17 protein-coding genes are annotated in these 21,751 nt (G+C 72.8%); 8 read left to right on the top strand and 9 right to left on the bottom strand.

Features of this window, described 5'->3' with window-relative positions; genetic code table 11:
- Positions 1–43: 43 nt before the first annotated feature.
- The 4 genes from CXR44_RS30035 to CXR44_RS30015 form a co-directional block, all read right to left on the bottom strand.
- Complete coding sequence (locus CXR44_RS30035; RefSeq protein WP_101789492.1) at positions 44–2,443, bottom strand: heavy metal translocating P-type ATPase; 2,400 nt, start codon at positions 2,441–2,443, stop codon at positions 44–46.
- Between the two features lie 135 nt (positions 2,444–2,578).
- On the bottom strand, positions 2,579–8,044 hold the full coding sequence (locus CXR44_RS30030) for an ATP-binding protein (protein WP_101789491.1): 5,466 nt from the start codon (positions 8,042–8,044) through the stop codon (positions 2,579–2,581).
- Positions 8,045–8,385: 341 nt separating this feature from the next.
- Positions 8,386–9,411 (bottom strand): LacI family DNA-binding transcriptional regulator, encoded by a 1,026-nt coding sequence (locus CXR44_RS30020; protein WP_101789521.1) that lies wholly within the window; start codon positions 9,409–9,411, stop codon positions 8,386–8,388.
- Between the two features lie 326 nt (positions 9,412–9,737).
- Positions 9,738–10,217, bottom strand: a complete 480-nt coding sequence (locus tag CXR44_RS30015; RefSeq protein WP_144070134.1) for a YcxB family protein — start codon at positions 10,215–10,217, stop codon at positions 9,738–9,740.
- Between the two features lie 139 nt (positions 10,218–10,356).
- Here CXR44_RS30015 and CXR44_RS30010 point away from each other — a divergent pair, with 139 nt between their 5' ends.
- Positions 10,357–10,626, top strand: a complete 270-nt coding sequence (locus tag CXR44_RS30010) for a hypothetical protein (protein WP_101789488.1) — start codon at positions 10,357–10,359, stop codon at positions 10,624–10,626.
- A 70-nt stretch (positions 10,627–10,696) separates the two neighbouring features.
- Positions 10,697–11,293 carry a DinB family protein gene (locus CXR44_RS30005; RefSeq protein WP_101789520.1) on the top strand — a complete coding sequence of 199 codons (597 nt, stop codon included), beginning with the start codon at positions 10,697–10,699 and terminating at the stop codon, positions 11,291–11,293.
- A 100-nt stretch (positions 11,294–11,393) separates the two neighbouring features.
- On the opposite strand, the gene CXR44_RS30000 is transcribed toward CXR44_RS30005, so the two are convergent.
- Entirely contained in the window at positions 11,394–12,137 is a 744-nt protein-coding gene (locus CXR44_RS30000) for a hypothetical protein (RefSeq protein ID WP_144070133.1), read from the bottom strand.
- Positions 12,138–12,373: 236 nt separating this feature from the next.
- On the opposite strand from CXR44_RS30000, the gene CXR44_RS29995 reads away from it, so the two are divergent.
- The 4 genes from CXR44_RS29995 to CXR44_RS29980 all read left to right on the top strand — a co-directional run bounded on the left by CXR44_RS29995 (position 12,374) and on the right by CXR44_RS29980 (position 16,361).
- Positions 12,374–13,432, top strand: coding sequence for a sensor histidine kinase (locus tag CXR44_RS29995; protein ID WP_101789486.1), 1,059 nt, complete (start codon positions 12,374–12,376; stop codon positions 13,430–13,432).
- The gene (locus CXR44_RS29990; protein ID WP_101789485.1) at positions 13,429–14,067 is read left to right on the top strand and encodes a response regulator; all 639 of its coding nucleotides are present in this window, start codon (positions 13,429–13,431) and stop codon (positions 14,065–14,067) included. Before CXR44_RS29995 ends, CXR44_RS29990 begins: the two co-directional genes overlap by 4 nt.
- A 174-nt stretch (positions 14,068–14,241) precedes the next feature.
- Positions 14,242–14,970 (top strand): TetR/AcrR family transcriptional regulator, encoded by a 729-nt coding sequence (locus CXR44_RS29985; protein ID WP_101789484.1) that lies wholly within the window; start codon positions 14,242–14,244, stop codon positions 14,968–14,970.
- Complete coding sequence (locus CXR44_RS29980; protein WP_101789483.1) at positions 14,967–16,361, top strand: CoF synthetase; 1,395 nt, start codon at positions 14,967–14,969, stop codon at positions 16,359–16,361. Before CXR44_RS29985 ends, CXR44_RS29980 begins: the two co-directional genes overlap by 4 nt.
- Before the next feature lie 53 nt (positions 16,362–16,414).
- Here the strand turns inward: CXR44_RS29980 and CXR44_RS42000 are convergent, their stop codons facing one another.
- A complete protein-coding gene (locus tag CXR44_RS42000; protein WP_342748610.1) occupies positions 16,415–17,971 on the bottom strand; it encodes a VOC family protein in 1,557 nt (518 codons plus the stop codon).
- A gap of 73 nt (positions 17,972–18,044) precedes the next feature.
- Entirely contained in the window at positions 18,045–18,566 is a 522-nt protein-coding gene (locus tag CXR44_RS29970) for a snapalysin family zinc-dependent metalloprotease (protein WP_101789482.1), read from the bottom strand.
- A 200-nt stretch (positions 18,567–18,766) separates the two neighbouring features.
- On the opposite strand from CXR44_RS29970, the gene CXR44_RS29965 reads away from it, so the two are divergent.
- Complete coding sequence (locus CXR44_RS29965) at positions 18,767–19,807, top strand: hypothetical protein (protein WP_144070132.1); 1,041 nt, start codon at positions 18,767–18,769, stop codon at positions 19,805–19,807.
- A gap of 52 nt (positions 19,808–19,859) precedes the next feature.
- Here the strand turns inward: CXR44_RS29965 and CXR44_RS29960 are convergent, their stop codons facing one another.
- Both CXR44_RS29960 and CXR44_RS29955 read right to left on the bottom strand, forming a co-directional pair.
- Positions 19,860–20,696: an alpha/beta fold hydrolase gene (locus tag CXR44_RS29960; protein WP_101789480.1), complete on the bottom strand. Its 837-nt coding sequence runs from the start codon at positions 20,694–20,696 to the stop codon at positions 19,860–19,862.
- A 164-nt stretch (positions 20,697–20,860) separates the two neighbouring features.
- Positions 20,861–21,463 (bottom strand): PadR family transcriptional regulator, encoded by a 603-nt coding sequence (locus CXR44_RS29955; RefSeq protein WP_101789519.1) that lies wholly within the window; start codon positions 21,461–21,463, stop codon positions 20,861–20,863.
- A gap of 44 nt (positions 21,464–21,507) precedes the next feature.
- Here CXR44_RS29955 and CXR44_RS29950 point away from each other — a divergent pair, with 44 nt between their 5' ends.
- Positions 21,508–21,720 carry a hypothetical protein gene (locus CXR44_RS29950; protein WP_245899555.1) on the top strand — a complete coding sequence of 71 codons (213 nt, stop codon included), beginning with the start codon at positions 21,508–21,510 and terminating at the stop codon, positions 21,718–21,720.
- Positions 21,721–21,751 lie beyond the last annotated feature (31 nt).

The following is a 21,751-nucleotide window of genomic DNA, read 5'->3' as shown; positions in this document are numbered from 1 at the left end:
CGGGGCATCGCGCGTCCACGGGACGCCGGGACCGCGGCCCGGTTCATCCGGCCGGTTCACGCCTTCCCGGCCGGACCGGCCGGCTCTCCGGGGACGCGGCGGGATCGGGCAGGTGGAGCCGCTTGAGCATGAGCGCGTTGACCGCGACGATGAAGCTCGAACCCGACATGGACAGGGCGGCGACCTCGGGCCGGAGCACCAGCCCGAAGGCGGGCTCGAACACGCCGGCGGCGACCGGCAGGGCGACGGCGTTGTAGCCGACCGCCCAGCCCAGGTTCTGGCGCATCTTGCGCAGGGTTCCGCCGCCGATGGTCAGCGCCGTGGGAACGTCGAGCGGGTCGGACCGCATCAGCACGACGTCGGCGGTCTCGATCGCGACGTCGGTGCCCGCGCCGATCGCGATGCCGAGGTCGGCCTGCGCGAGCGCGGGCGCGTCGTTCACCCCGTCGCCGACCATCGCGACCTTCCGCCCGCCGCGCTGCAGTTTCGCGATCTCGGCGGCCTTGTCGCCGGGCAGGACCTCGGCGATGACCGTGTCGATGCCGAGCCGTTCGGCGATGCGCCGTGCGGTGGCCTCGTTGTCGCCGGTCAGCATGATCACTTCGATGCCGCTCCTGTGCAGGGCGGCCACCGCCGCCGCGGAGGTGTCCCGCGGGGCGTCGGCGATGCCGACGAGGCCCGCGGCCCGGCCGTCCACGGCCGCGATCACCGCGGTCCGGCCGCCCGCGGCGAGCTCCTCCCGGGCGGCGGCCAGCGCGCCCAGCCCGATGCCCTCGCGCTCCATGAGGCGGCGGTTGCCGACGACCACGCGGCGGCCGTCCACCTCCGCGATCGCGCCGTGGCCCGGCACGTTCGCGAACGTGTCCGCCCGCGGCGGCTCCCCCAGCCGGCCGGCGTGGCGGACGATCGCCCCGGCCAGCGGGTGCTCGGACTCGCGCTCCACCCCGGCGACCAGGCGCAGCAGCTCGTCCTCGGCGATCCCCTCGACGATCACGTCGGTGACCTCGGGCTCGCCCTTGGTGAGCGTGCCCGTCTTGTCCATGACGACGGCCTGGATCCGCGCCGAGGTCTCCAGGGCCATCGCGTTCTTGAAGAGCACGCCCCGACGGGCGCCCAGGCCGGTGCCGACCATGATGGCGGTCGGGGTGGCCAGGCCGAGCGCGTCCGGGCAGGTGATCACGACGACGGTGATGGCGAACAGCATCGCCGTGCCGGCGGGCGCCCCGGAGGCCAGCCAGACCGCGAAGGTCAGCGCGCCGCCGACCAGGGCGACGAGCACCAGCCAGAACGCCGCCCGGTCGGCCAGCCGCTGGCCGGGCGCCTTGGAGTTCTGCGCCTGCTGGACCAGCTTGACGATCTGCGCGAGCGCCGTGTCGGAGCCGATCTTGGTGGCGCGGACCCGCAGGGTGCCGTTCCTGTTGATGGTGGCGCCGATGACGGCGGAACCGGGGGCCTTGTGCAGGGGCAGGCTCTCGCCGGTGACCATCGACTCGTCCACCTCGCTCTCCCCCTCGACCACCTCGCCGTCGACCGCGATCTTCGAGCCGGGCCGGACCAGCAGGATGTCCCCGATGACGACCTCGGCGGTGGGAACCTCCACCTGCTCGCCGTCGCGCAGGACCACCGCTCTGGGCGGGGCCAGGTCGAGCAGCGCGCGGATCGCGTCATTGGCGCCGCCCCGGGCCCGCATCTCCAGCCAGTGCCCGAGCAGCACGAACGTCGCCAGCATCGCGGCCGCCTCGTAGAACACCTCGCCGCCGCCGGCCAGCGTGACGAAGACCGAATACAGCCAGCCGGCGCCGATCGCCACCGCCACGAGCACCATCATGTCGAGAGTGCGGGCCCGCAACGCCCGCGCGGCGCCGGCGAAGAAGACCCAGGACGAGTAGAAGATCACGGGCAGGCTGAGCAGCAGCGCCCACACGTCCTCCCGCAGCCCGAACGGCACCGGCAGGTGCAGCCCGAGCATCTCGCGGCCCATCGGGGACCAGACGGTGATCAGGACCGACAGCACCGCCGCGACCAGGAACCGGTTGCGCATGTCGGCGGCCATGGCCTCCATCGACATGCCGCCGTGGTCGTGCCCCGTCATGTCGTGCGGAGCCGCCGGCGCATGCTCCTCGTGGACCGCCGTCGCCCCATGAGGGGGCATGTGGCCGCCGTCCGGCGGGTCGGGTTCGGCCATCGGGTCACAGACATGGGCCGGCACCGACTGCCCGGCGCAGTGGAAGCCGCACTCCTCCACCCACCGGCGCAGCTCGGCCACCGAGGTGACCCGCGGGTCGAACACCACGGTCGCCGTCTGCGCCACCGGGTTGGGCTCCACCTCGATCACACCCGGCCGGCGGCCCAGCACCGCGGCCACCACGTTCTGCTGCGACGCCCAGTGCAGGCCGCTCACGTCCAGGACCGCCGTGCTGCGCTCCTTGAGGTTCTCGGTCACCACGCCTCCCACACGTCGTGGGCGGCCTCGACACGCCCACCACGGAGAGTGCTACCCGCGGCACACCCTCGTGACCACGCCGCCGCCGTCCGCGCCGTGCCGGTCGACCACGGCGCGGACGGCACGAGCCTCCCGTCAGCGCAGGCGGGACTCGATCGCCTCGATGATCCGCGGGCGCAACTCGGCGGCGCGGATGACGGCGTCGACGGAGCCGACCTCGACCGCGCGCCGGATGTCGTGCACCCGGTCGAACTCGGCGGCCACCTCACCGAGCTTCTCCGCGCGGACCGACGAACGCAGCTCGTCGAGCTCCGCGGTCAACGCGGCACGGTCGGCGCCGGAGGCGGCCCCGACACGGGCCTCCAGATCCCGTACGCGCGGGTCGGCCGCGGTGCGGGCGTTGACCTCGCCGGAGAACACCACCGCCGCGGCGGGGGCGCCGCCCAGCACGGAGGCGAACGACCCCTCCACCGCCAGCACCGTCATGTTCGGGTTCAGCGCCTTCGAGAACACCACGAACGCGCCACCGTGGTACCGCGAGATCACGCAGAACACGATGGGCCCGCGGAAGTTCACGATCGCGCGGCCGATCTCGGCGCCGTACTCCAGCTGCAGCTTCCGCATCGACTCGGGCGAGCCGTCGAAACCCGACAGGTTGGCCAGCACCACCAGCGGCCGGTTGCCGCTGGCCGCGTTGATCGCCCGCGCGGCCTTCTTCGACGAGCGCGGGAACAGCGTCCCCGCCGTGTAGGTGTCCGGGCCGTCGGTGGGCGGGAAGCCACGCCGCGGCACCGACCGCGACTCGATGCCCAGCAGGCACACCGGGATGCCGCCGAGATGGACGTCCTGCACGACCGCGGTCTCCGCGTCGGCCATGCCGGCCCACCGCTCCAGCACCGGGTGGTCCTGGTCGGACAGCGCCCGCATCACGGTCCGGATGTCGAACGGCTTCTTGCGGTCCGGGTTGGCCTCGGCGGAGAAGATCTCCCCGACGGTGGTGAAGTCGCTGCCCGCCACGGCATGCGGGAACCCGGAGACGTCACGGTCGACAGGGTCGGCCGTCCGCGCCCGCCGCGGCGACTCCTCACCCGGCGCGACGTAGGTGTGGTCGTAGTGGGACATCAGCACGTCCCGCGCGGCGGCCAGGTTCGGCGCCCAGTACTGGGCCTGCCCGTTCGGGCCCATCACCCGGTCATAGCCGCCGATGCCGAAGTTGTCCTCGGCCGACACGCCGCCGGAGAAGTCGAGCGACTGCTTGCCGGTGAGCACCATCGCCGAGTCGGGAGTCATCACCAGGACGCCCTTGGTGTGCATGAGCATCGTCGCCTCGGCGTTCCAGTACGGCTGCGCTCCGACGTTGATGCCCGCGACCACGATGTTGATCTCGCCGCCGTCCTGGGTGAACTCGACGATCCGCTTGAGCGCCGCGGCCACCCAGTCCATGTTCTCGGTGCCCGACTCCATGGAGATCCGGGCGCCCGCGGACAACGCGTACCACTCCAACGGCACCCGCATCCGCTCGGCCAGATCCAGCGCGGCGATGACACGGCGGCACTCCGGCTCCGACAGCGCGCCGAGCGACTTCGTGGGGTCGCCGAGCAGCACGACCCTGGTGACGCCCTGCGGGTGCCGCGGGGTCGGCGTGGTGACCACCCCGGCGACGATCGCCGCGGTGTTGCGCCCCTTGGGCCGGTCGACCGGGACCAGCGCGTGGCCGGCGTCGAGGTCGTGCTCGACGAAGTCGCCGAGCAGGCCGGTCAGCTCGTACGGGTAGACCGTGTTGCGGCTGCTCGCGCGCAGCACCTTCAGCCGGTAGTCGTCGACCGGCTCGACCGGCTCGTCCGACGGTTCGCCGATGGTCAGCTCGGCTCCGCCGGTGGCGTCGAAGGAGATGCGCACGGCCATCTTGGTCAGCTCGCCGGTCGCCTTGTCGCGCTGCCGCGCGATGAACAGGATCTCCTCCAGCCCGGCGCCCGCGGTCGTCGGCCGCACCCGCCCGGCGATCATCTCGATCTCCGCGCGGGTGAGGTCGCTCGGCGGCCAGACGTAGATCACGATCCGGTTGGTGTTGAAGCGCTTGTTGGACGGCCGCCGCGCCTGCGCGCGCCGGATCGAGTCGAGGCACGCGGCCACGGTGTCCTCGGCCGTCGGCAGGGCGACCAGCCTGCCGTCGTGCTCGCGCAGCGCGGTCAGGTCGCGCACCTGCGCGAACGCGACGAGGCGGTCGTCGGACGGGTTCTCCCGCGCCACGCACTGGAAGAGGTAGACCTCCTCGTCCGACGACGGCAGCCGGGTGAGGTCGAACTTGCTCAGCCGCTCCAGCTGCATCCGCTCCGCGATGTACGGGTGCAGCCCGCGGATCAGCCGCTCCTCGGCCATCCCGGAGGGCGACGGGCGGAAGGTGAAGTGGTGGTGCATCACCGCGCCGCCGCTGCCCGCGACGGTGGTGGTGAGCCTGCGGACCTGCTCCGGCAGCGGATGCGCGGCGACGACCTCGTGCAGCGCGGCGGCCATCGCGTCGGAGTCGGCGGGCTGGTTCTCCCAGGCGAGATAGATGTCGGCGTCGACGGCGTCGTCACCGCCCGCCAGTTCGGCCAGGCCGCGCAGCGCGCTGCCCAGCGCCTCGAAACCCACCGCCGCCGAGACCACGCACGAGCCCGCCCGCTCGGCGACCACGAACGTGCAGCCCGCGACCACCCTGGTGCGGACGCCGGTCAGAGCCTTGTTGCCGTAGTAGCGCCGGGTCAGCACCTCCAGCATGACCGCGTTGTCCAGGTCGCCGCGGACCAGCCGCTGCCCGAGCAGCCGCACCAGCGGCTCGGTACTGCGCACCATCTCGGCGATCCGCTCGGCGCGGTCCGGCGCGTCCGGGTGCGCGTCCAGGTGACGCAGATGCCTGCGGACGGCGGCGTAGACGCGGGCGCGGTTGCGGCGCAGCAGGGGCTGGGCGAACCAGGCGAACACCACGCCACGCGCGAGGTCGGACACCACGGGGAACCGCACCTGCGTCGCCGCGACCAGCCGCTCCAGCGCGAGGCCGGCAGGCTCGCGCAGCGTCTCGTCCGGCGGCGGCTCCCGCAGCCACGCGCGCAGCAACGTCGTGATGACCGCGACGTCGGCGGAGGCGCGTTGCTGGGCGAGGAAGATCCGGAACACCGCGGCTTCGAGCTCGGGTGAGGGCTCCAGGTCGGTGACGCCGTAGTGCCTGAGCGCCCTGGCCAGCTTGGCCTGGAACGACTCCGGCAGACCGGCCCGCTCGACGTCGAGGCTCTGCAGGTAGGCGTGGAAGTACTCGCGGGCGCTCGGCACGTGGCCGTCACCGCCGCCGTCCTCGCCCGCCGGCCGGTTGCGGCTCAGCTCGGCGAGATCGGCGAACACGTCGACGAGGCCGAGCTCCTCGGCCAGCGGCCGGTAGCCGTCGTCGGCGGCCGCCCGCCGCGCGACGAGATAGTCGTCGAGCACCCGGCGTTCGTCGTGCGGGTCGACGTCGAAGCCCAGCAGCAGGCTGCGCAGATCCTCCTGACCGCGCCTGGTGCGCTCCCGCGCCGGCAGCCGGTCGGGCGCGGCGGGCAGGTCCAGCTCGACGGCCCCGGCGCCGGAGGCGGTCTCGGCCTCGGCGTCGCCGTCGGCGAGCGGCTCCAGCCGCAGCAGCGGCGCGCCGGTCTCCACCTGGCTGCCCACCGACACGACGCATTCGCGCAGCCGCGCCCTGAACGGCGTCCGCAGCACCGTCTCCATCTTCATGCTCTCCAGCACCAGCACCGGCGCGCCCGCCTCGACCTCCGCGCCGATCTCCAGCGGCGTGGCGACCACCAGCGCGGGCGCGGGCGAGCGGACGACACCACCCTCGTCGCGGCTCACCCGGTGCGCCACACCGTCCACCTCGACCAGGTGGATCGGCCCGTGCGTGCCGGTGAGCAGGCGGTATCGGGCGCCGTTGACGATGATCTGGCCGGTGTGCCGGTCGAAGCGGTCGAGCTCGACGTCGGCGGTGCGGACGTCGTCACCCACCTCGACACCGACCCGGAACCGATGGGCGCCGATCCGCGCGACCCGCACACGGTAGCCGACGCCGCGCAGCTTGAGGTCCAGCGGCCGGCCGCTCTTGTGCTGCACCTGCGGGCGCCCGCCGAACGCCGTCGACAGCAGCCGCTGCCGCTCGACGCGTTCCTCCTCCTCGTACGCCTCGATGGCGGCCGCCGCCAGCGCGACGGCGGAGTGCCGGTGCGAGACGAGCCGGCCCTCCCCGCGGACGCGGTCGATCCAGCCGGTGTCGGCGCTGGCGTCGATCACCTCGGGCTGGTCGAGCAGGTCGAGCACGAAGCTCTTGTTCGTCGCGCCGCCCTCGATAATCACCGTGGTCTGCGCCATCGCCCGGCGCAGCCTGCCCAGCGCCTCGTCACGGTCACGACCGTAGGCGATGATCTTGGCGATCATCGAGTCGAAGTCGGCCGGGATGGTGTCGCCCTCGCTGACGCCGGTGTCCACGCGGATGCCCGGCCCGGAGGGCAGGTCGAGCCGCGCGATGCGGCCCGGGGCGGGCGCGAAGTCACGGTCGGGGTCCTCGGCGTTGAGCCGCGCCTCCACGGCGTGCCCGCGCTCCACCGGCGGCTCCCCTTCGAGCCTGCCGCCGGACGCCACCCACAGCTGCGCCTTGACCAGGTCGTAGCCCGTGGTGACCTCGGTGATCGGATGCTCGACCTGCAGGCGGGTGTTGACCTCGAGGAACGCGAACAGCTTCGTGCCGGGGTGGTAGAGGAACTCGACGGTCGCCGCGCCGCGGTAGCCGACCGCGACGGCCAGCCGCTCGGCCGACGCCTTCAGCTCGGCCGTCTGCTCGGGGCCGAGCACCGGCGACGCCGACTCCTCGATGACCTTCTGGTTGCGCCGCTGCACCGAGCAGTCACGGACGCCCAGCGCCCACGCGGTGCCCTGTCCGTCGGCGATCACCTGGACCTCGACGTGGCGGGCACCGGTGACCAGGCGCTCCAGGAACACGACGCCGCTGCCGAACGCCCGCGCGGCCTCCTGGCTGGTGCGCTCGTAGGCGTCGGCCAGCTCGGCGTCGTTCGTGATCACGCGGATGCCGCGCCCGCCGCCGCCCGCGGTCGCCTTCAGCATGAGCGGGTAGCCGATCTCGGCCGCCGCCGCCAGGGCGGCGTCCAGCGTCTCGACCGCGCCGCGGCTCCACGGCGCGACCGGCACGCCGACCTCCTCGGCGATCAGCTTCGCGCCGATCTTGTCGCCGAGCTTGCGCATGGCCTCCGGACTCGGCCCGACGAAGGTGACCCCGATCTCCTCGCACAGCTCCGCGAACGCCGGGTCCTCCGCGACGAAGCCCCAGCCGACCCACGCGGCGTCGGCCCCCGTCTCCACCAGCGCGCGCTCCAGCGCCTTCAGGTCGAGGTACGGGCGGGCGGCGGCGGGACCGAGATCGTAGGACAGGTCCGCCTCGCGGACGAAGGCGGCGGCGCGGTCGACGTCGGTGTGCAGGGCGACGGTCTCGATCCGGGTCCCGGTCTCCGCGGCGATGTCCCGTACGGCGTGGATGAGCCGCATCGCGGCCTCACCACGGTTGACGATGGCGACACGACTGAACACCCGACCGAGCCCTCCTGTAGACCAACGATGTGCGCGCCGCGACACGGCGCCCTTCCGGCAGAGTTCTACCTTTCCGTCTTCGACGCGGCCGCGCCATGTCGTAGACCGCGCACGCTACGGGGCTCCAGTTGTGGGAACCGATCAAAAACCGCCGGCCTCCGCGCCGGGCGGGCACCCGCGAACGGGCCACCGGCACCGCTCGTCGGCGCCGGCGGTCGGCACCGGCCGCCCGCGGCCGTGGAAGGTCCGGCGCAGGTCGGCGGCCCTCTGGCCGCGGTTCGGCCGCACGACTGAGCGGCCGCCGTGGCCGTGGCCGGCGAGGTTCACCGGGTTGTACGGGTTCACCAGGTCGTGCGGGCCGGGCCAGGCCCGTCCGTGGAGGAACGCTCCACCAGATCGGGCTGGAAGATGATCTGCCGGTGGTCGTGGCGGTCGGGCTGGTCGGACTCCTCGATGAGCAGCTCGGCGGCGGTGCGGCCGAGCTCTCTGCGCGGCTGGCGGATGGACGACAGCGGCACCGCGGCCGCGGCCGCGAAGTCGATGTCGTCGTACCCCAGGATGGCCACGTCGCCGGGAACCCGCAGACCGTGCCGGGTCAGTTCCTGCAGGACGCCCATGGCGACCAGGTCGTTGGCGCAGAAGACCGCGGTGGGCCGGTCGGCGGCGGGCAGCCGGGCCAGTTCCTCGCCCGCGATCCGCCCGGTGGCGACGGTCAGGTCGGGCAGCGGCAGCACCGTCAGCCTGTCGTCCTCCGCGAGAGAGGCTGCCAGGCCGGCGCGCCGGTCCTCCACCTGGCGCACGGTGAAGGGGCCGCCGGCGAAGGCGATGTGCCGGTGACCGCGCTCGCGCAGATGCCGGCCGGCCAGGCGTCCGCCGACGACGTCGTCGCTCGTCACCGAGCAGCCGTGGGTGTGGTGGGAGGAGCTGTCGAACAGGACCGCGGGGATGCCGCGCGAGGTGAGCCGGTCCAGCCGTTCGCGCCAGCCCGCGTCGCTGACCGGGGTGATGAGCACGCCCAGCGGCCGCTGCTCCTCGATCATCTGGAGCAGCCGGGCCTCGTGGGCAGGTTTCTTGTCGCTGTTGAACACCATCACGGTGAGGCCGGCCTCGTGCGCGGTGGCCTCGATGCCGCGCAGCACGTCGATGAAGAACGGGTTGGACAGGTCGAGCGCGACCACCGCGATGGCCTGGCTGCGCCCGGCCCGCAGCTGCCGGGCCGAGGCGTTGCGCACGTAGCCGAGCTGCGCGACGGCCGCCTGGACGCGACGCCGGGTGTCGGGGGCGACAGTGTCGGGCCGGTTCAGCACGTTGCTCACGGTGCCAACGGAGACGCCGGCGAGCCGGGCGACCTCTTTGATGCTCGGCATCATTCCTCATGTCGGGTGGGTGGCCGTGGTGGTCGGTTCAGGCGTTTCCTGCCGTGCGGGCGTCCGGCGCGCCTCCGGTCAGGACGGCTCTCGCGGGTGGCGTCGTACGGTCCTCTCGTGGCTCGCCTCCGCCGATCTTGCCCCATGGTAGGAGACCCTTGGACGACACGTGCCGCCCTGGCCCGCCTCGCCCCCTCCGCACGCCCGGCGGACGCGACGCGGCGCGATGATCGCGGGCGAGGGCTCGTTCTCCGCCCGCCTCACTCCACCCGGCGCCCCGGCCGAGGAGCGGCCCGCGATCTCGCCGCCCGCCCGGACCCGCGCCCCTATCCGCGGCCGGCCGGTTCGTGGGCGGCGAACAAGCCGTCGAGGGCGGCCTGCTGCTCGCCGTCGAAGGCGCGCCTGGGGAGGAACCCCGACCACTGGTTGCCGATGAAGAACAGCCAGAACTCCGGGGTGCCGTCGATCCGGGTGAACATGGACCACTGCACCGTGGTGGTGGACTGGTCCGTCACGCAGGCGTACCCGTCGTCGGCCACCCGGAGCGTCGTGGGCACGCAGATGTAGGCGAGCTGCCGCCTGGCCATCCGGCGCGCCGTCCACTTGAGCGCCGGCGGGAACGCCACCGCCCCGACCATCAGGCCGACGCCGAGACCGACGGCGCCGGCCAGCAGGCAGGCGACGCCCGCCCCGGCGAGAGCCACCGGCAGGGCCACGTAGAGGGTCCTGAGTTGCCGGGCCAGTCCTTGATCGAGCGCACGCGCCACCTCGTCGGGAGAGGGCTCGTACCTGACCGTGAAGTCCACTGTGCCGCCTTTGTCCGATGTGGCGATCATCATGCCCGGCCGGCGCGGGACCCCGCAACGCGCACCCTCCAAGGCAACACACAGTCATGATTGCGTTACAGTGCGTCATGTTCGCGTCTCTTCGACAGGGAAGGAACCCATGTTCAGGAAGCCGATTCTCGCGGCGGCGGCCGCCCTGGCCACGAGCGCCGCTCTCGTGGTCGCGACCGCCGGGGCGGCGGGCGCCTACAACTTCCCCTTCAACGGCCGGTGCGGTGATCCGTGGTACTTCGACACCGGCTCCCACACGATGGCCACCTTCTCCCACATCGACAACGGCACCTACTGGTACAAGATCACCTGGGGCGGGCAGCCGCCCGTGCCGAGCGACCCGCTGCACCACCACAACTGGTCCGGCTGCCGCAAATGAGATCTCCCGGCACGCCTGCCGCCATGCGGCGGGCGTGCCGCGCGTTCAACGCGGTGACACAATGTCCGGCATGCTCGAATCAGACCCGAAAGCGCACCTCCACCACTACCTGCGCACCGCCCGCGAGGCCCTGCTGTGGAAGCTCGACGGGCTGTCGGAGTACGACATCCGCCGGCCGCTTACGCCGACCGGGACCAACCTGCTGGGCCTGGTCAAGCACGTGGCCAGCGTCGAGCTGGAGTACTTCGGCGGCGTCTTCGACCGGCCGTCCGGCGAGGCGCTGCCATGGTTCGCGGACGACGCGGAACCCAACGCGGACATGTGGGCGACCGCCGACGAGTCGCGCGAGCAGATCACCGGGCTGTACCACCGGGCGTGGGCGCACGCGGACGCGACGATCGACGCGTTGACGCTCGACGCGGTCGGCCGAGTCCCCTGGTGGCCGGACGAGCGCAGCCAGGTGACACTCCACCAGATCATGGTGCACATGATCTCCGAGACCCAACGGCACACCGGGCACGCCGACATCGTCAGGGAGCTGATCGACGGAGCCGTCGGGGTGCGGGCCGACAACTCCAACATGCCGCCGGTCGACCAGGCGTGGTGGGAGGACCACCGCAACCGGCTGGAGAGAGTGGCACGCGAAGCCGGCGACACGCCGGGGTGACGCCGCCCGCACCGGCCGGCGCCGGTCGCCGTCCACAGAGGACTCGTCTGCCTCGACCCGCCTGCCTCAGCACCGGGAGACCGGTTGGGGGTGCCGCCGGTCAGGTCGCGGCCGGCAGCCGGATGTCGGCAAAGGGCTGCCCTGCCGCCAGCTGTTCGACAAGGGTTCGTACGCCTTCCTTCCCGCCGTTCGCCCCTGCCCGACGACTCACTTGACAGGCGGCTTCGGCATACACCCGGGGATCCGCCGAGGCGGCGCGCAGCCAGTCGCCGAGCGTGGCAGGCAGGGGCCGGCGGGAGTCGAGCAGGCAGCGATCGCCGGTCGGGGCGAGGTAGCGGGGATCGTCACTGACCAGGACGGCCAGACCCTCGTCGAACCACTGCGGGACGTCGGCGCCGTCGAGCCGGGCGTGCAGCTCCACATGCGTCAGTTCGTGCGAGGCGATCACGGGATCGACGCCGCGCGGGGACAGCATCACCGACCGGTTGAGCACGGCGATGCCGCGTTCGCGACCGCCGCCGATGCCGCGGTAGCAGTCGTCGGACAGGCACACGAGGATGTCCGGGGAGCTCTTCCGTCCGCCGAAGAAGTCGTGTACCCGCCTGTTGGCCTGCTCGACGACCTCGGTCACGTGCCGGCGCCGGTCCGGCGGCAGGCCGGGTTCGACGTACACGCCCGGCTGGAGACGCACCAGGCCGTAGCAGCCGGGGCAGGTGGTGGCCGCCACAGACGGGAAGAAGACCGCCGTCAGGGCCACGGCGGCGGCCAGGATGACCGCGGTGACGGCGCCCGCGATCCGCCGGCGTCTCCAGCGGCGGCGTCCCTTCCGCCGGATCACGGGCATGCGGCGCCCCACTGGAGTCCGGGCGTGGCCGCGTGAGGGCCGGCGCTCCACCGCGGGGACGGCTGTGGGGTCGGGGCGCTGACCGGCGTCGAGAGGATGGCCGCTCCCCGGGGTGTCTTGGGCATGCGCAGCACGTTAGGGGTCACGGCAGGCGAGGTCTGCCCCCTGAGGAGGGCGACGCTGTTCACCAAAGTTGACGATGAGCGCGCCGAGGCGCAGTGACTAAGGTGAGGCACATGTCCAGGTGTGCGCTCATCGCCGCGGTCGTCATCGCGGACACGGCGCTGTTGTGGGCGGACGGGACGGGGGGTTGGACGCTCGCCGCGTACGCCGGGGCGGTGGTGCTGACCACGGCGCTGATGGGGCGCGTGCCGTTCGCGGCCTTCTTCGTGTCACTGGTGCTGGCGTTGCTCACCGGTGCCTCGCTGGCACTGCTGGTCTGCACCGGCTGCAACGCCGGGCACCGCATCTCCGCACGCAGGGATGTCGTGGTGACGGCATGCGCCCTCTGCGCGTACGTGTGCGCCCTGCTGCTGGCCGTGCAGCGATCCCCCGGCGCCGAGGAACCGTGGATCAGCCTGGCCCGCGTCGTCGTCCTGACCGTGCTGCCCCTGCTCGCCGGTCGGTACGTCGCCCAGCAGCGCGAGCACATGCGCCGGGAGAGAGCCCTGATCGCCGAGCAGGAACGGCTGCGTGAGCGGCTGCGCATCGCCCACGACATGCACGACTCGCTCGGCCACCTGCTCAGCCTGGTGTCGGTGCAGGCCGCCGCGCTGCAGGTGGGCCCGCTGCCCCCCGGCCGGCGGCGCGCGGTGGGCGACCTGGCGGACACCGCCCGTGCCGCCGCGGCCGAACTGCACGAGGTGGTCAACGCGCTTCGCGACCATGACGCCCCCCGCGTGGACGACATCGACGAACTCGTCGCACGGACCCGGGCGGCGGGTGCCACAGTGACGATCGGGACGTCCGGCGAGGCCGTCCCCCTGACCGACCCGAAGGCGTCCCACGCCGCCTACCGGGTCGTCCAGGAAGGGCTGACCAACGCGGTCAAGCACGCGCCCGGCGCGCCGATCACCGTGTCGCTCGACTGGCAGCCCGACGCTCTGCTGGTCTCGGTGACGAATCCGGTGTCCCGCCGGCCCCCCTCCTCCGCCGGCGGCGGGAGCGGCCTGCGCGGGCTGACCGAACGCGTCGCCGCCGCCGGGGGCCTGCTGAGGGTCCACCCGGGACCGCGCGAGTTCCACGTCGTCGCGATGCTTCCGCTGGCGCCGGCCCTCGCCGGGGCGGCCACGTGATCAGGACGTTGATCGCCGATGACGAGTGCCTCATCACCACCGGCATCCGCACCGTCCTGGAGTCGGCCGGGGACATCGAGGTGGTGGCCACCGCGCGCGACGGGCGCGAGGCGGTGCGGGCCGCCCGTCGGCACCGCGTCGACGTCGCCCTCCTGGACATCTCGATGCCCGTGATGGACGGCCTGGCCGCCGCCGCCGAACTGACCGGGACGCGCGTGGTGCTGCTCACCGCCTTCGGCGATGAGGACAACGTACGGCGAGCGGTCCGGCAAGGCGTGTCCGGGTTCGTCCTGAAGACGTGCACCCCCGACGAACTGATCCGCGCAGTCCACGCCGCTCACGCCGGGCACGCGTACCTGTCGCCCGCGGTGACCCGCCAGGTGCTCGACATGGCGGCGCCGCGCGCCGGCGCGGGCGGACGTGACGCCGCCCGCCGGCTGGCCACCCTCACCGCGCGCGAAGCCGACATCCTCGCCCTGGTGGCGCAGGGCCTGTCCAACGCGCAGATCGCTCGGCGCGCTCACCTGACCGAGGCCAGCGTCAAGACCTATGTCAGCCGCATCCTCGCCAAACTCGACTGCGCGAACCGGGTGCAGGCGGCCCTGCTGCTCCGTGATGCGCCGTTCCCCGGCTGAAGGCTCCCGAGCGCCCGCACGCCCGCCCGGCCCTGCCGTACGACCTGGGCCGTGATCCCGCCGGTCAGCGGTCCTCTACGCCAGCCACCTCCTGAACCCTCGCCCGGCCGAGTTTGGTGCGATCGGCGAAAATTTCCAGTGACTACCAATGTTCCATGTGATGTAATCTTCCTCATGCAGGAGTCGCGTCGTGAGCGCAAGAAACGGCTGACCAGGCAGCGGATCGTCACCGCGGCCGTGAAGCTGTTCGACGAGCAGGGATACGAGCAGACGACGGTGGCCCAGATCGCCGTGGCGGCGGACGTCGATCCCAAGACGTTCTTCAACTACTTCCGCAGCAAGGACGAGGTCGTGTTCGCCGACGCGGAGCACGTCTTCGACCTGCTGCTCGGCGCGTTCGCGGAGCGACGGCCGCAGGAGGGTCCGGGCGCGTTGCTGGCGCGGATGGTCCAGGAGTACGCCGCCCGGCGCAGACCCGTCGTGCCCCACAAGGAGCCCGAGGAGTTGTCGGCGGTGTCCCGCCTGGTGCTGACGACCCCGGCCCTGCAGGCCAAGGGCCTGTACCTGCTGATGGACGCGCAGCGGCGGATCTCCACCGAGCTGACGAAGGCCTTCCCCGGCCGGCTCGATCCGGTCACCGCCGCGGCGATGACCGGAGCCCTGATCGGCGCCATCCAGCAGGCCAGCCTGGCGAGTGCCGAGCTCGGCCGGTCGCAGGAGGAGCTGTGGGAGGCCGCCCGGCACGGCCTCGACATCGCCATGCACGGCCTGCTCTCGATCCAGCCCGACACCACACCCGACACCACACCCGACACCGCACCGGACACACCGGTGCACGGGGACGTGACCCGGCCCGGCACCTCCGCCGCCCGCACACCGGAAGAAGGGGACAGCCGTTCATGACCGAGACCCTGCGACACCTCGCCCGCGACGCCCGACGCGCCCTGCGGGAAGGACCCGCCGCGATCACGCGGCGGCAACGCGCCCGGCTGGCCGAGATCGTGGCCCACGCCCGCGCCCGCTCACCGTACTTCCGCGAGCTGTACCGGCACCTGCCGGACGAGGTCGACGACCCGGCGCTGCTGCCCGTCACCGACAAGAAGACCCTCATGGCCCACTTCGACGACTGGGTCACCGACCCGGACGTGACGCTGGCGAAGGCACAGGCGTTCGTGGCCGATCCCGCTGTCGTCGGCGAGCCGTTCCAGGGCCGCTACCTCGTGGCCACCACGTCCGGCACCAGCGGCCTGCGCGGCATCTTCCTGCAGGACGAGCTGAGCCTCGCCGTGGGCAACGCCGTCGGCCGCCGCGCCCGCGCCGGGCTGCGGATCGGCGACCTCCTGCGCCTCCTGCGCGGCGCGGGCCGCACCGCGATCGTCACCGCGCCCGGCGGCCACTTCGCCACCGTCGCCGGCGCCGCACGGTTCCGCCTGGACCATCCCCGGCTCGGCTGGATGCTGCGGGAGTTCTCGATCCACCAGCCACTGCCCGAACTGGCCGCCCAGCTCAACCGGTACGCCCCGAGCTCCCTCACCGGCTTCTCCGGCATGCTCGGGCTGCTGGCCGCCGAGCAGGAGGCCGGCCGGCTGCGCATCCGCCCGGGAATGATCATCGCCGGCGGTGAGACGCTGACGGCGGCGAACCGCGCCAGGATCGCCGCCGCGTTCCACGCGCCGGTCCGCTCCGCCTACGCCGCCACCGAGTGCGGCTTCCTCGCGTTCGGCTGCGCGCACGACTGGCTGCACGTCAACAGCGACTGGGCCGTGCTGGAACCGGTCGACGCCGACGGCCGGCCCGTCCCTGCGGGCCGGCCGTCGCACACGGTCCTGCTGAGCAACCTCGCCAACCGGGTCCAGCCGATCCTGCGCTACGACCTGGGCGACAACGTCCTGCTGCGCCCCGACGCCTGCCCGTGCGGCAGCCCCCTGCCCGCCGTCCAGGTGCAGGGCCGCGCGGCGGAGCTGCTGACCTTCCCCACCGGCGGCGGCGAGCCGGTCGGCATCTCCCCCATGGCCTTCGGCACCCTGCTGGACCGCGTTCCCGGCGTCGAGCGGTTCCAGCTCGTCCAGACCTCCCCCACCACGCTGCGCGTGCGCCTGAAACCCGCCGACGGCGCCGACCCCGACCACGTGTGGCAGGCGGTGCGCGACGAGATCACCCACCTGCTGGCTCGGCACCAGGCAGGCCACGTCACGCTCGAACGCGGTCAGGAACCGCCCGAGCAGTCGGCCGGCGGCAAGATCAGGAGAATCATCCCCCTGGCCGCGCCTGCGGCAGGCGATCCGGCCCGCTGAACGCACCGGCGGCCGTCCCGCCCGCGCTCCTGGAACAGGAACGCCCGCCCCGGTCAGCCGCCGGGTGCGGTGAACTCCAGGCCGTCGAACCGGAACACCGTGACGCGGCCGGGGCTGTCGCCGACCGCCAGCAGCCGCCCATCGGCGGAGAACTCGACCGTGTCGTAGGTGAGCGACGGCTCGCCGGGTACGACGAAGCGCGGCTCCAGCGGCTGTCCGGTCGCGGCGTCATGAACGACGACCGGACCTCGGACGCGGGCGGCGGCGAGCCGGGTGCCGTCGGGTGACAGCGCGACGTCAGCCAACCCACCTTCGATCGTCCAGCAGAAGACACCCGATTCCACCGAGACGCCGCCGCATCCCCACGTCGCACCGCTCACGACAAGGAGCTGCTCGGTCCGGTCGAACATCAGCTTGCCGACCCCACGGGCCACGGTCGGGAAGGGGTACGGGACACCGAGCACGCGCCGGCCGGTGTCGACATCCCAGATCTCGAGGTCGTACTCCGTATCGCGGCCGTCCGGGTGGCGGATGAGGCCGACGAGCCGGCCCGACGGAGACAGGGCGACGGCGCCGGCCCGCGAGGGCTCGCCCGCCGGAAGATCGAGGCACGAACGGCCATCCGGGCCCAGCACGCGCACCGTGTGATCGTCGGACACCAGCATCCGGCCGGCGACGGCGTCCCGCCCCGAGCAGGCGCGGGGCAGGCGCCGAACATGACCGGTGGCGAGTTCCACCGTGTGGCTCGTGTCCACCCCGTCGCGCAGGTTGCGCACGGTGAAGGAAAGGTGCGTTCCGTCGGGTTCGAACGCCATGTCATGGACCGCCGAGCTCCGCGACGCGTCGGCGTACACCACCCGGCGGGCGCCGGTCCGTAAGTCGACGGTCTGCACCTCGGAGCCGAGCCGCAGCCTGACCCGGTCAGGAATGCCGCGGGCGACCGCAAGGGTGCCGCCGTCCGGGTGCAGGGCGAACGCAACGGTCCCGTTGGCCGCCGGCGTCGCGCACTGGACGACGACGTCGCCCGGCTCGGCCGCGGCGACGTCACGCAGCAGGGCGTACCCGTCACCCATCTTCTCGGTGACGATCTTCTCCAGGGCCTCGCGTGCCGCGCGCCCGCTGCCGAACGACTTCAGGCGCTCCTGAGGCTTCCCGGCCCCGGTCCACCAGCTCCGGTGCAGGTCGACCCCGTCGGCCCGGAGCTCCAGATATTTGGGCTTCGAGGTGCCGGGATGGGTCAGGAGAATCCGCTCACGATACATACGGGGCAGCGTAGAGATCTCCACCGTCAGAACCCGGCAGCGCGTACGGCGCTCCCGGCCGATCCTCCAGCCGGACGGCGCCAGGGTGCGCAGGACGCAGAACTCGTCGCCCTCGGGATCGGCCATGACCACCCAGCTCCGGCCGGGGCCCTGGCCCACGTCCACCTTCACCGCGCCGAGGCCGAGCAGCCTGGCCACCTCCGCGTCAGTGCTGCCGTCGATCGGGCTGACGTCGAGGTGCAGCCGGTTCTTCACGGTCTTGCCCTCAGGCACCCGGACGAACAGCAGAGTGGGCGGCATCTGGCGGGCCCGGACCTCCTCGACGGTCGGCACCCAGGAGCCGGGCAAGGCCGGGACCGCGGCCCGGCGGACGCGCGGCGGCCCGCACCCCCGGACGAAAGGTGCGGGCCGCGCGCCGGGCTCAGCGGTCCACGTGCAGCTCACCGAACTCGACCAGCGGGGTGGCGCCGGCGAAGTTACGGTCCACCTCGGCCCGCTCGGCGGCGCTCGGGTTGGCGTTGGCGCAGCTCACCGGAGCGCTGGAACCGGACATCAGGTCCGAGCAGCGGCCGGTGCGCCGGTCGGGCAGGCCGAGGATGTGGCCGATCTCGTGGGCGGCGATGCGCACCGGGTGGTAGCCCTGGGAGGTGGCCTGCCGGCCCATCCAGATGGTGCCCCGGCCCAGGCTGGTGGGCAGGGCGCGGGGCCAGCCGTTGTCGGCGACGACGACGAAGTGGGCGGGAGTGCCGGCGAGCAGGCGGACGTTCGTGACGCTGGAGTTCCAGATCTGCGCGCCCTGGTCCACCGCGCTCCGGAACTCGGCCGACCGGCCGGCGTCGTACCGAAGGACGGTGACCAGGGACGCGGCCTGCGCGGGCGAGGTGGCCAGCAGGAACGCGCCGGTGAGGACGAGAGACAGCGCGAAACGGAGGGGGGTGGGCATCGTGTCTCCTCGGACAGTGGGGGTGCTGTCACGGTAGGCGCCACGACGCCGCCCGGGGACAAGTCATCTGACCCCTATCGCGATGGTATGGATCAGCCCCAGTGCTCCGAAGTCCTCGGATCTCCTGACGGGCCGCTCCTGAGCGCATACGGTGGCCCCTTGACGATCTACCCAGCCCGTCGGCCTTCGGGAGTCCCTTCTTGCGTACCGCAGCGGCGATCCTCTCCCTGGTGCTCGCCATCGCCATCCTGCCCGCCCGGCCCGCCACCGCCACGGCGTCCACCTCTTCCACCTCGCCGCTGCCGGGCGGCAAGACCACCTATGTCATCTCCCAGGGTCACCTGAAGACGGCCTCCCGGCAGAACTGGGTACGCCTGGGCAGCTACCGCTTCGCCGCGGACGGCACGGTGCGCGCCGGCCTCCACCTGTGGTGGCAGCGCCATCCCGAGGCCAGGCAACGCACCGGCACCGTCCCCGACCCGAGCTGCACGACCAAGGCGGGCGGTGCCGCGTCACGGCCGCGCGCCTGCGAGGTGCTCACCGCCGGAGGCTTCACCGGCGCCCCCGACGAGAGCCGCGCGGGGACGTACACCCTGGCCGGCGACGTGCTCACCATCCGGTGGAAGATCGCCCAGACCTGGACGGAGCAGTGGTACGTGCGGACCTCGCCCGACGGCAAGCTGGCCCGCCTGGACCTCAAGCACAGCACACTGGCCACGCACGGCTACGGCTACGGCAGCAACGCCGCGATCGGCACCCGGCGCGCCATGAGCTCGGTGAAGGCGTTCGCCGGCTCGCTCAGGCAGGACCTGACGAGCTGGGCGGGCGGCAGGCTCGTCACCTCCGGCAACCAGCCGTTCGCCCACTCCTCCTTCCGCGCCTGCGCCGCCACCACCTCCTGCCTGACGTACCTGCAGCCGTCCTCGTCCGGCGCGTGCCAGAAGTCGGGCGGCTGCCCCACCTACGGCGGCGGAACGCGCCCCGACATCAGCTCCATCCAGTACTACCTCACGATGATCTCCAAGTCCGACCGCCGCGACACGCTCTGGCACTGGTGCACCTGTCTGGCGATGGAACGCGGCGAGTTCTGCTACACCGGCAACTCCCACGTCAAACCCCTCATGCAGATCATCGACGACACGGGAGCCTTCCGGGGCTGGGTCGGCGCGGAGGCGTCCTTCTCGACCGGCTCCCGGGCGACGGACATGCTTGCGGTGCTGCGCATCTCCGACTTCCGCTGACCGGCGCGGCCGCGAAGGGCCGCGCCGCGACCAGCCGGCGGCGGCCCGGCCCCTACTGATCGAGGAAGAAACGCCGCAGGTCACGGGCGACCAGCTCCGGCCTGCCGCCCATCCTCGCGTTGCCCGTGGCGCCGTGCCCCAGGCCGGGCCACTCGATCCTCGACGCCTTCGGCAGCACCTCCTCCAGCCGGTCGAGCCCGGCCTTGAGGTACGGCGCGCTGGTCTCACCGCCGAGCAGCAGCACCTCGGCGTCGAGCCGGCCCAGCCGCTCGATGCCGTCGCGGGTCTCCAGCACGATCCGCGTATCGGCGCTCAGGGTCGGCACGAGCGAGCGGAACGACAGTTCACCGCCCCTGTTCATACCCGCAGCCGCCATCGCGCGCAGGATCGGCCGCGGCACCCGGTCGAGCGCCGGCGGCCCCATCCGGGTGCCGAGCATGCTGGTCACCAGGGCGGCGGCGACCTTCCCCGCCGCCAGCTCCCGCTCGAAGCGCGGCAGCCACGCGGTGTCGGCCAGGAACGGCGGCTCGAAGATCGCCGCCTTGCCGAGGGCCGGCGTCTCCAGCGCGGCCAGCAGCGTGATGATCGCTCCTGAGCTGACGCCGAGCACGCGCTCCGCCCCGGTCGCGGCCAGCACGGCCCGCAGGTCCTCGACCTCGTCCCGCACGCCGTGCGGGGCGCCGCACGGGCCGCTGGTCCCGCGCCCGCGCCGGTCGGGCAGGAAGCAGGTGAAGTCGCGGGCCAGCGCCTCGGCCAGCTCGCTGTGGGCGAGGCCCGTCTCCATCGCCCCGTGGAGCAGGATCACCGCGGGGCCCCGCCCGATCCTGCGGTAGCCCACCGTGGTGCCGTCCTTCGACGTCACCGTCTCCCGGGTCATCTCGTGGGTCATCGTCTGTCTCCCATGTGGTCGCGGCCCGCGGGAGAACAGCCCGGCTATCCTTGCCGTTGCCACCTCGTGGCCGGGCTTGCTCTTTCCGCGGGTCTGGGTTCGAGGGTCAGGGCCCTGGACGGGTGTTCCCGCACCCGTCCAGGGCCCGCTTTCACCAGGTCCGGTCAGACGCCTCCGCTCTCGTGGAAGCGCCGCCACTCGTCGAGATCGGGGAAGGACCCCCCGGTCAGGTCCGCCAGCAGCCGCCTGGTCCAGCCGGCCTCGGCTTCACGCATGGTCAGCTCGTACTCCGACTCCAGCAGGAACAGCCGAGGCACTGCCGCCCGCTGCGCGTCGAGCGCCGCCCGCTGCTCGGCCAGCCCGCGCTCCAGCGCCTCGAGCCTGCGGCGCAGCAGCTCGGCGGCTTCGTCAGGACCGAGCCCGCCCAGCACCGACAGCCCCGCCTTGAACCGCGGGTACTCCCGTTCGGGCGTGGCCACGAGCTCGCGGGTCCAGTCGGCGAGCTCGGCCCGGCCCGCCTCGGTGACGCGGTAGACGGTCCGCTCGGGCCTGCCGCCCTGCCGTCCGCTCTCCACGGCCTCGACCAGGCCGTGCTTGGCCAGGTTGGCCACGACGGTGTAGAGCGAGCCCCACTTGATCGGCATGTCCTCGTCCTTGCCCCTGGCCTTGAGGAACGTCGCCATCTCGTAGGGATGCATGGACTTCTCGACGAGCGCGGCCAGCACGGCCAGCGCCAGCAGATTGCCTACCTTGCGGCGCTCGGCCACCGGAACCACCCCTTACTCGCCCACGAGTATACGGCCGCGAGTATGTGCCGCCAAGACCACCGACCACCGAACCGCCGTCGGCCCGTCGGCCCGTCGGCCAGTTCGGCCGGGACGGCGGAGCCGGCACCACCGTCTACGCCGACCCGCGCAACCGGCTCGCCGGCATCCTGCTCACGCAGACCGGCAGGTCCACCTCGGACTCGGCGCGGGCCATCAACGGCTTCTGGATCACGCTCTACCAGGCCATCGACGACTGACACCGGCGCGACGCGCGCTGCCCTGTCGATG

Source organism: Nonomuraea indica, assembly GCF_002850745.1.
GTDB classification, from domain to species: Bacteria; Actinomycetota; Actinomycetes; order Streptosporangiales; family Streptosporangiaceae; genus Nonomuraea; species Nonomuraea indica.
The sequence above is the reverse complement of the archived record's forward strand: the minus strand, read 5'-3'. Positions and strand labels throughout refer to the sequence as shown.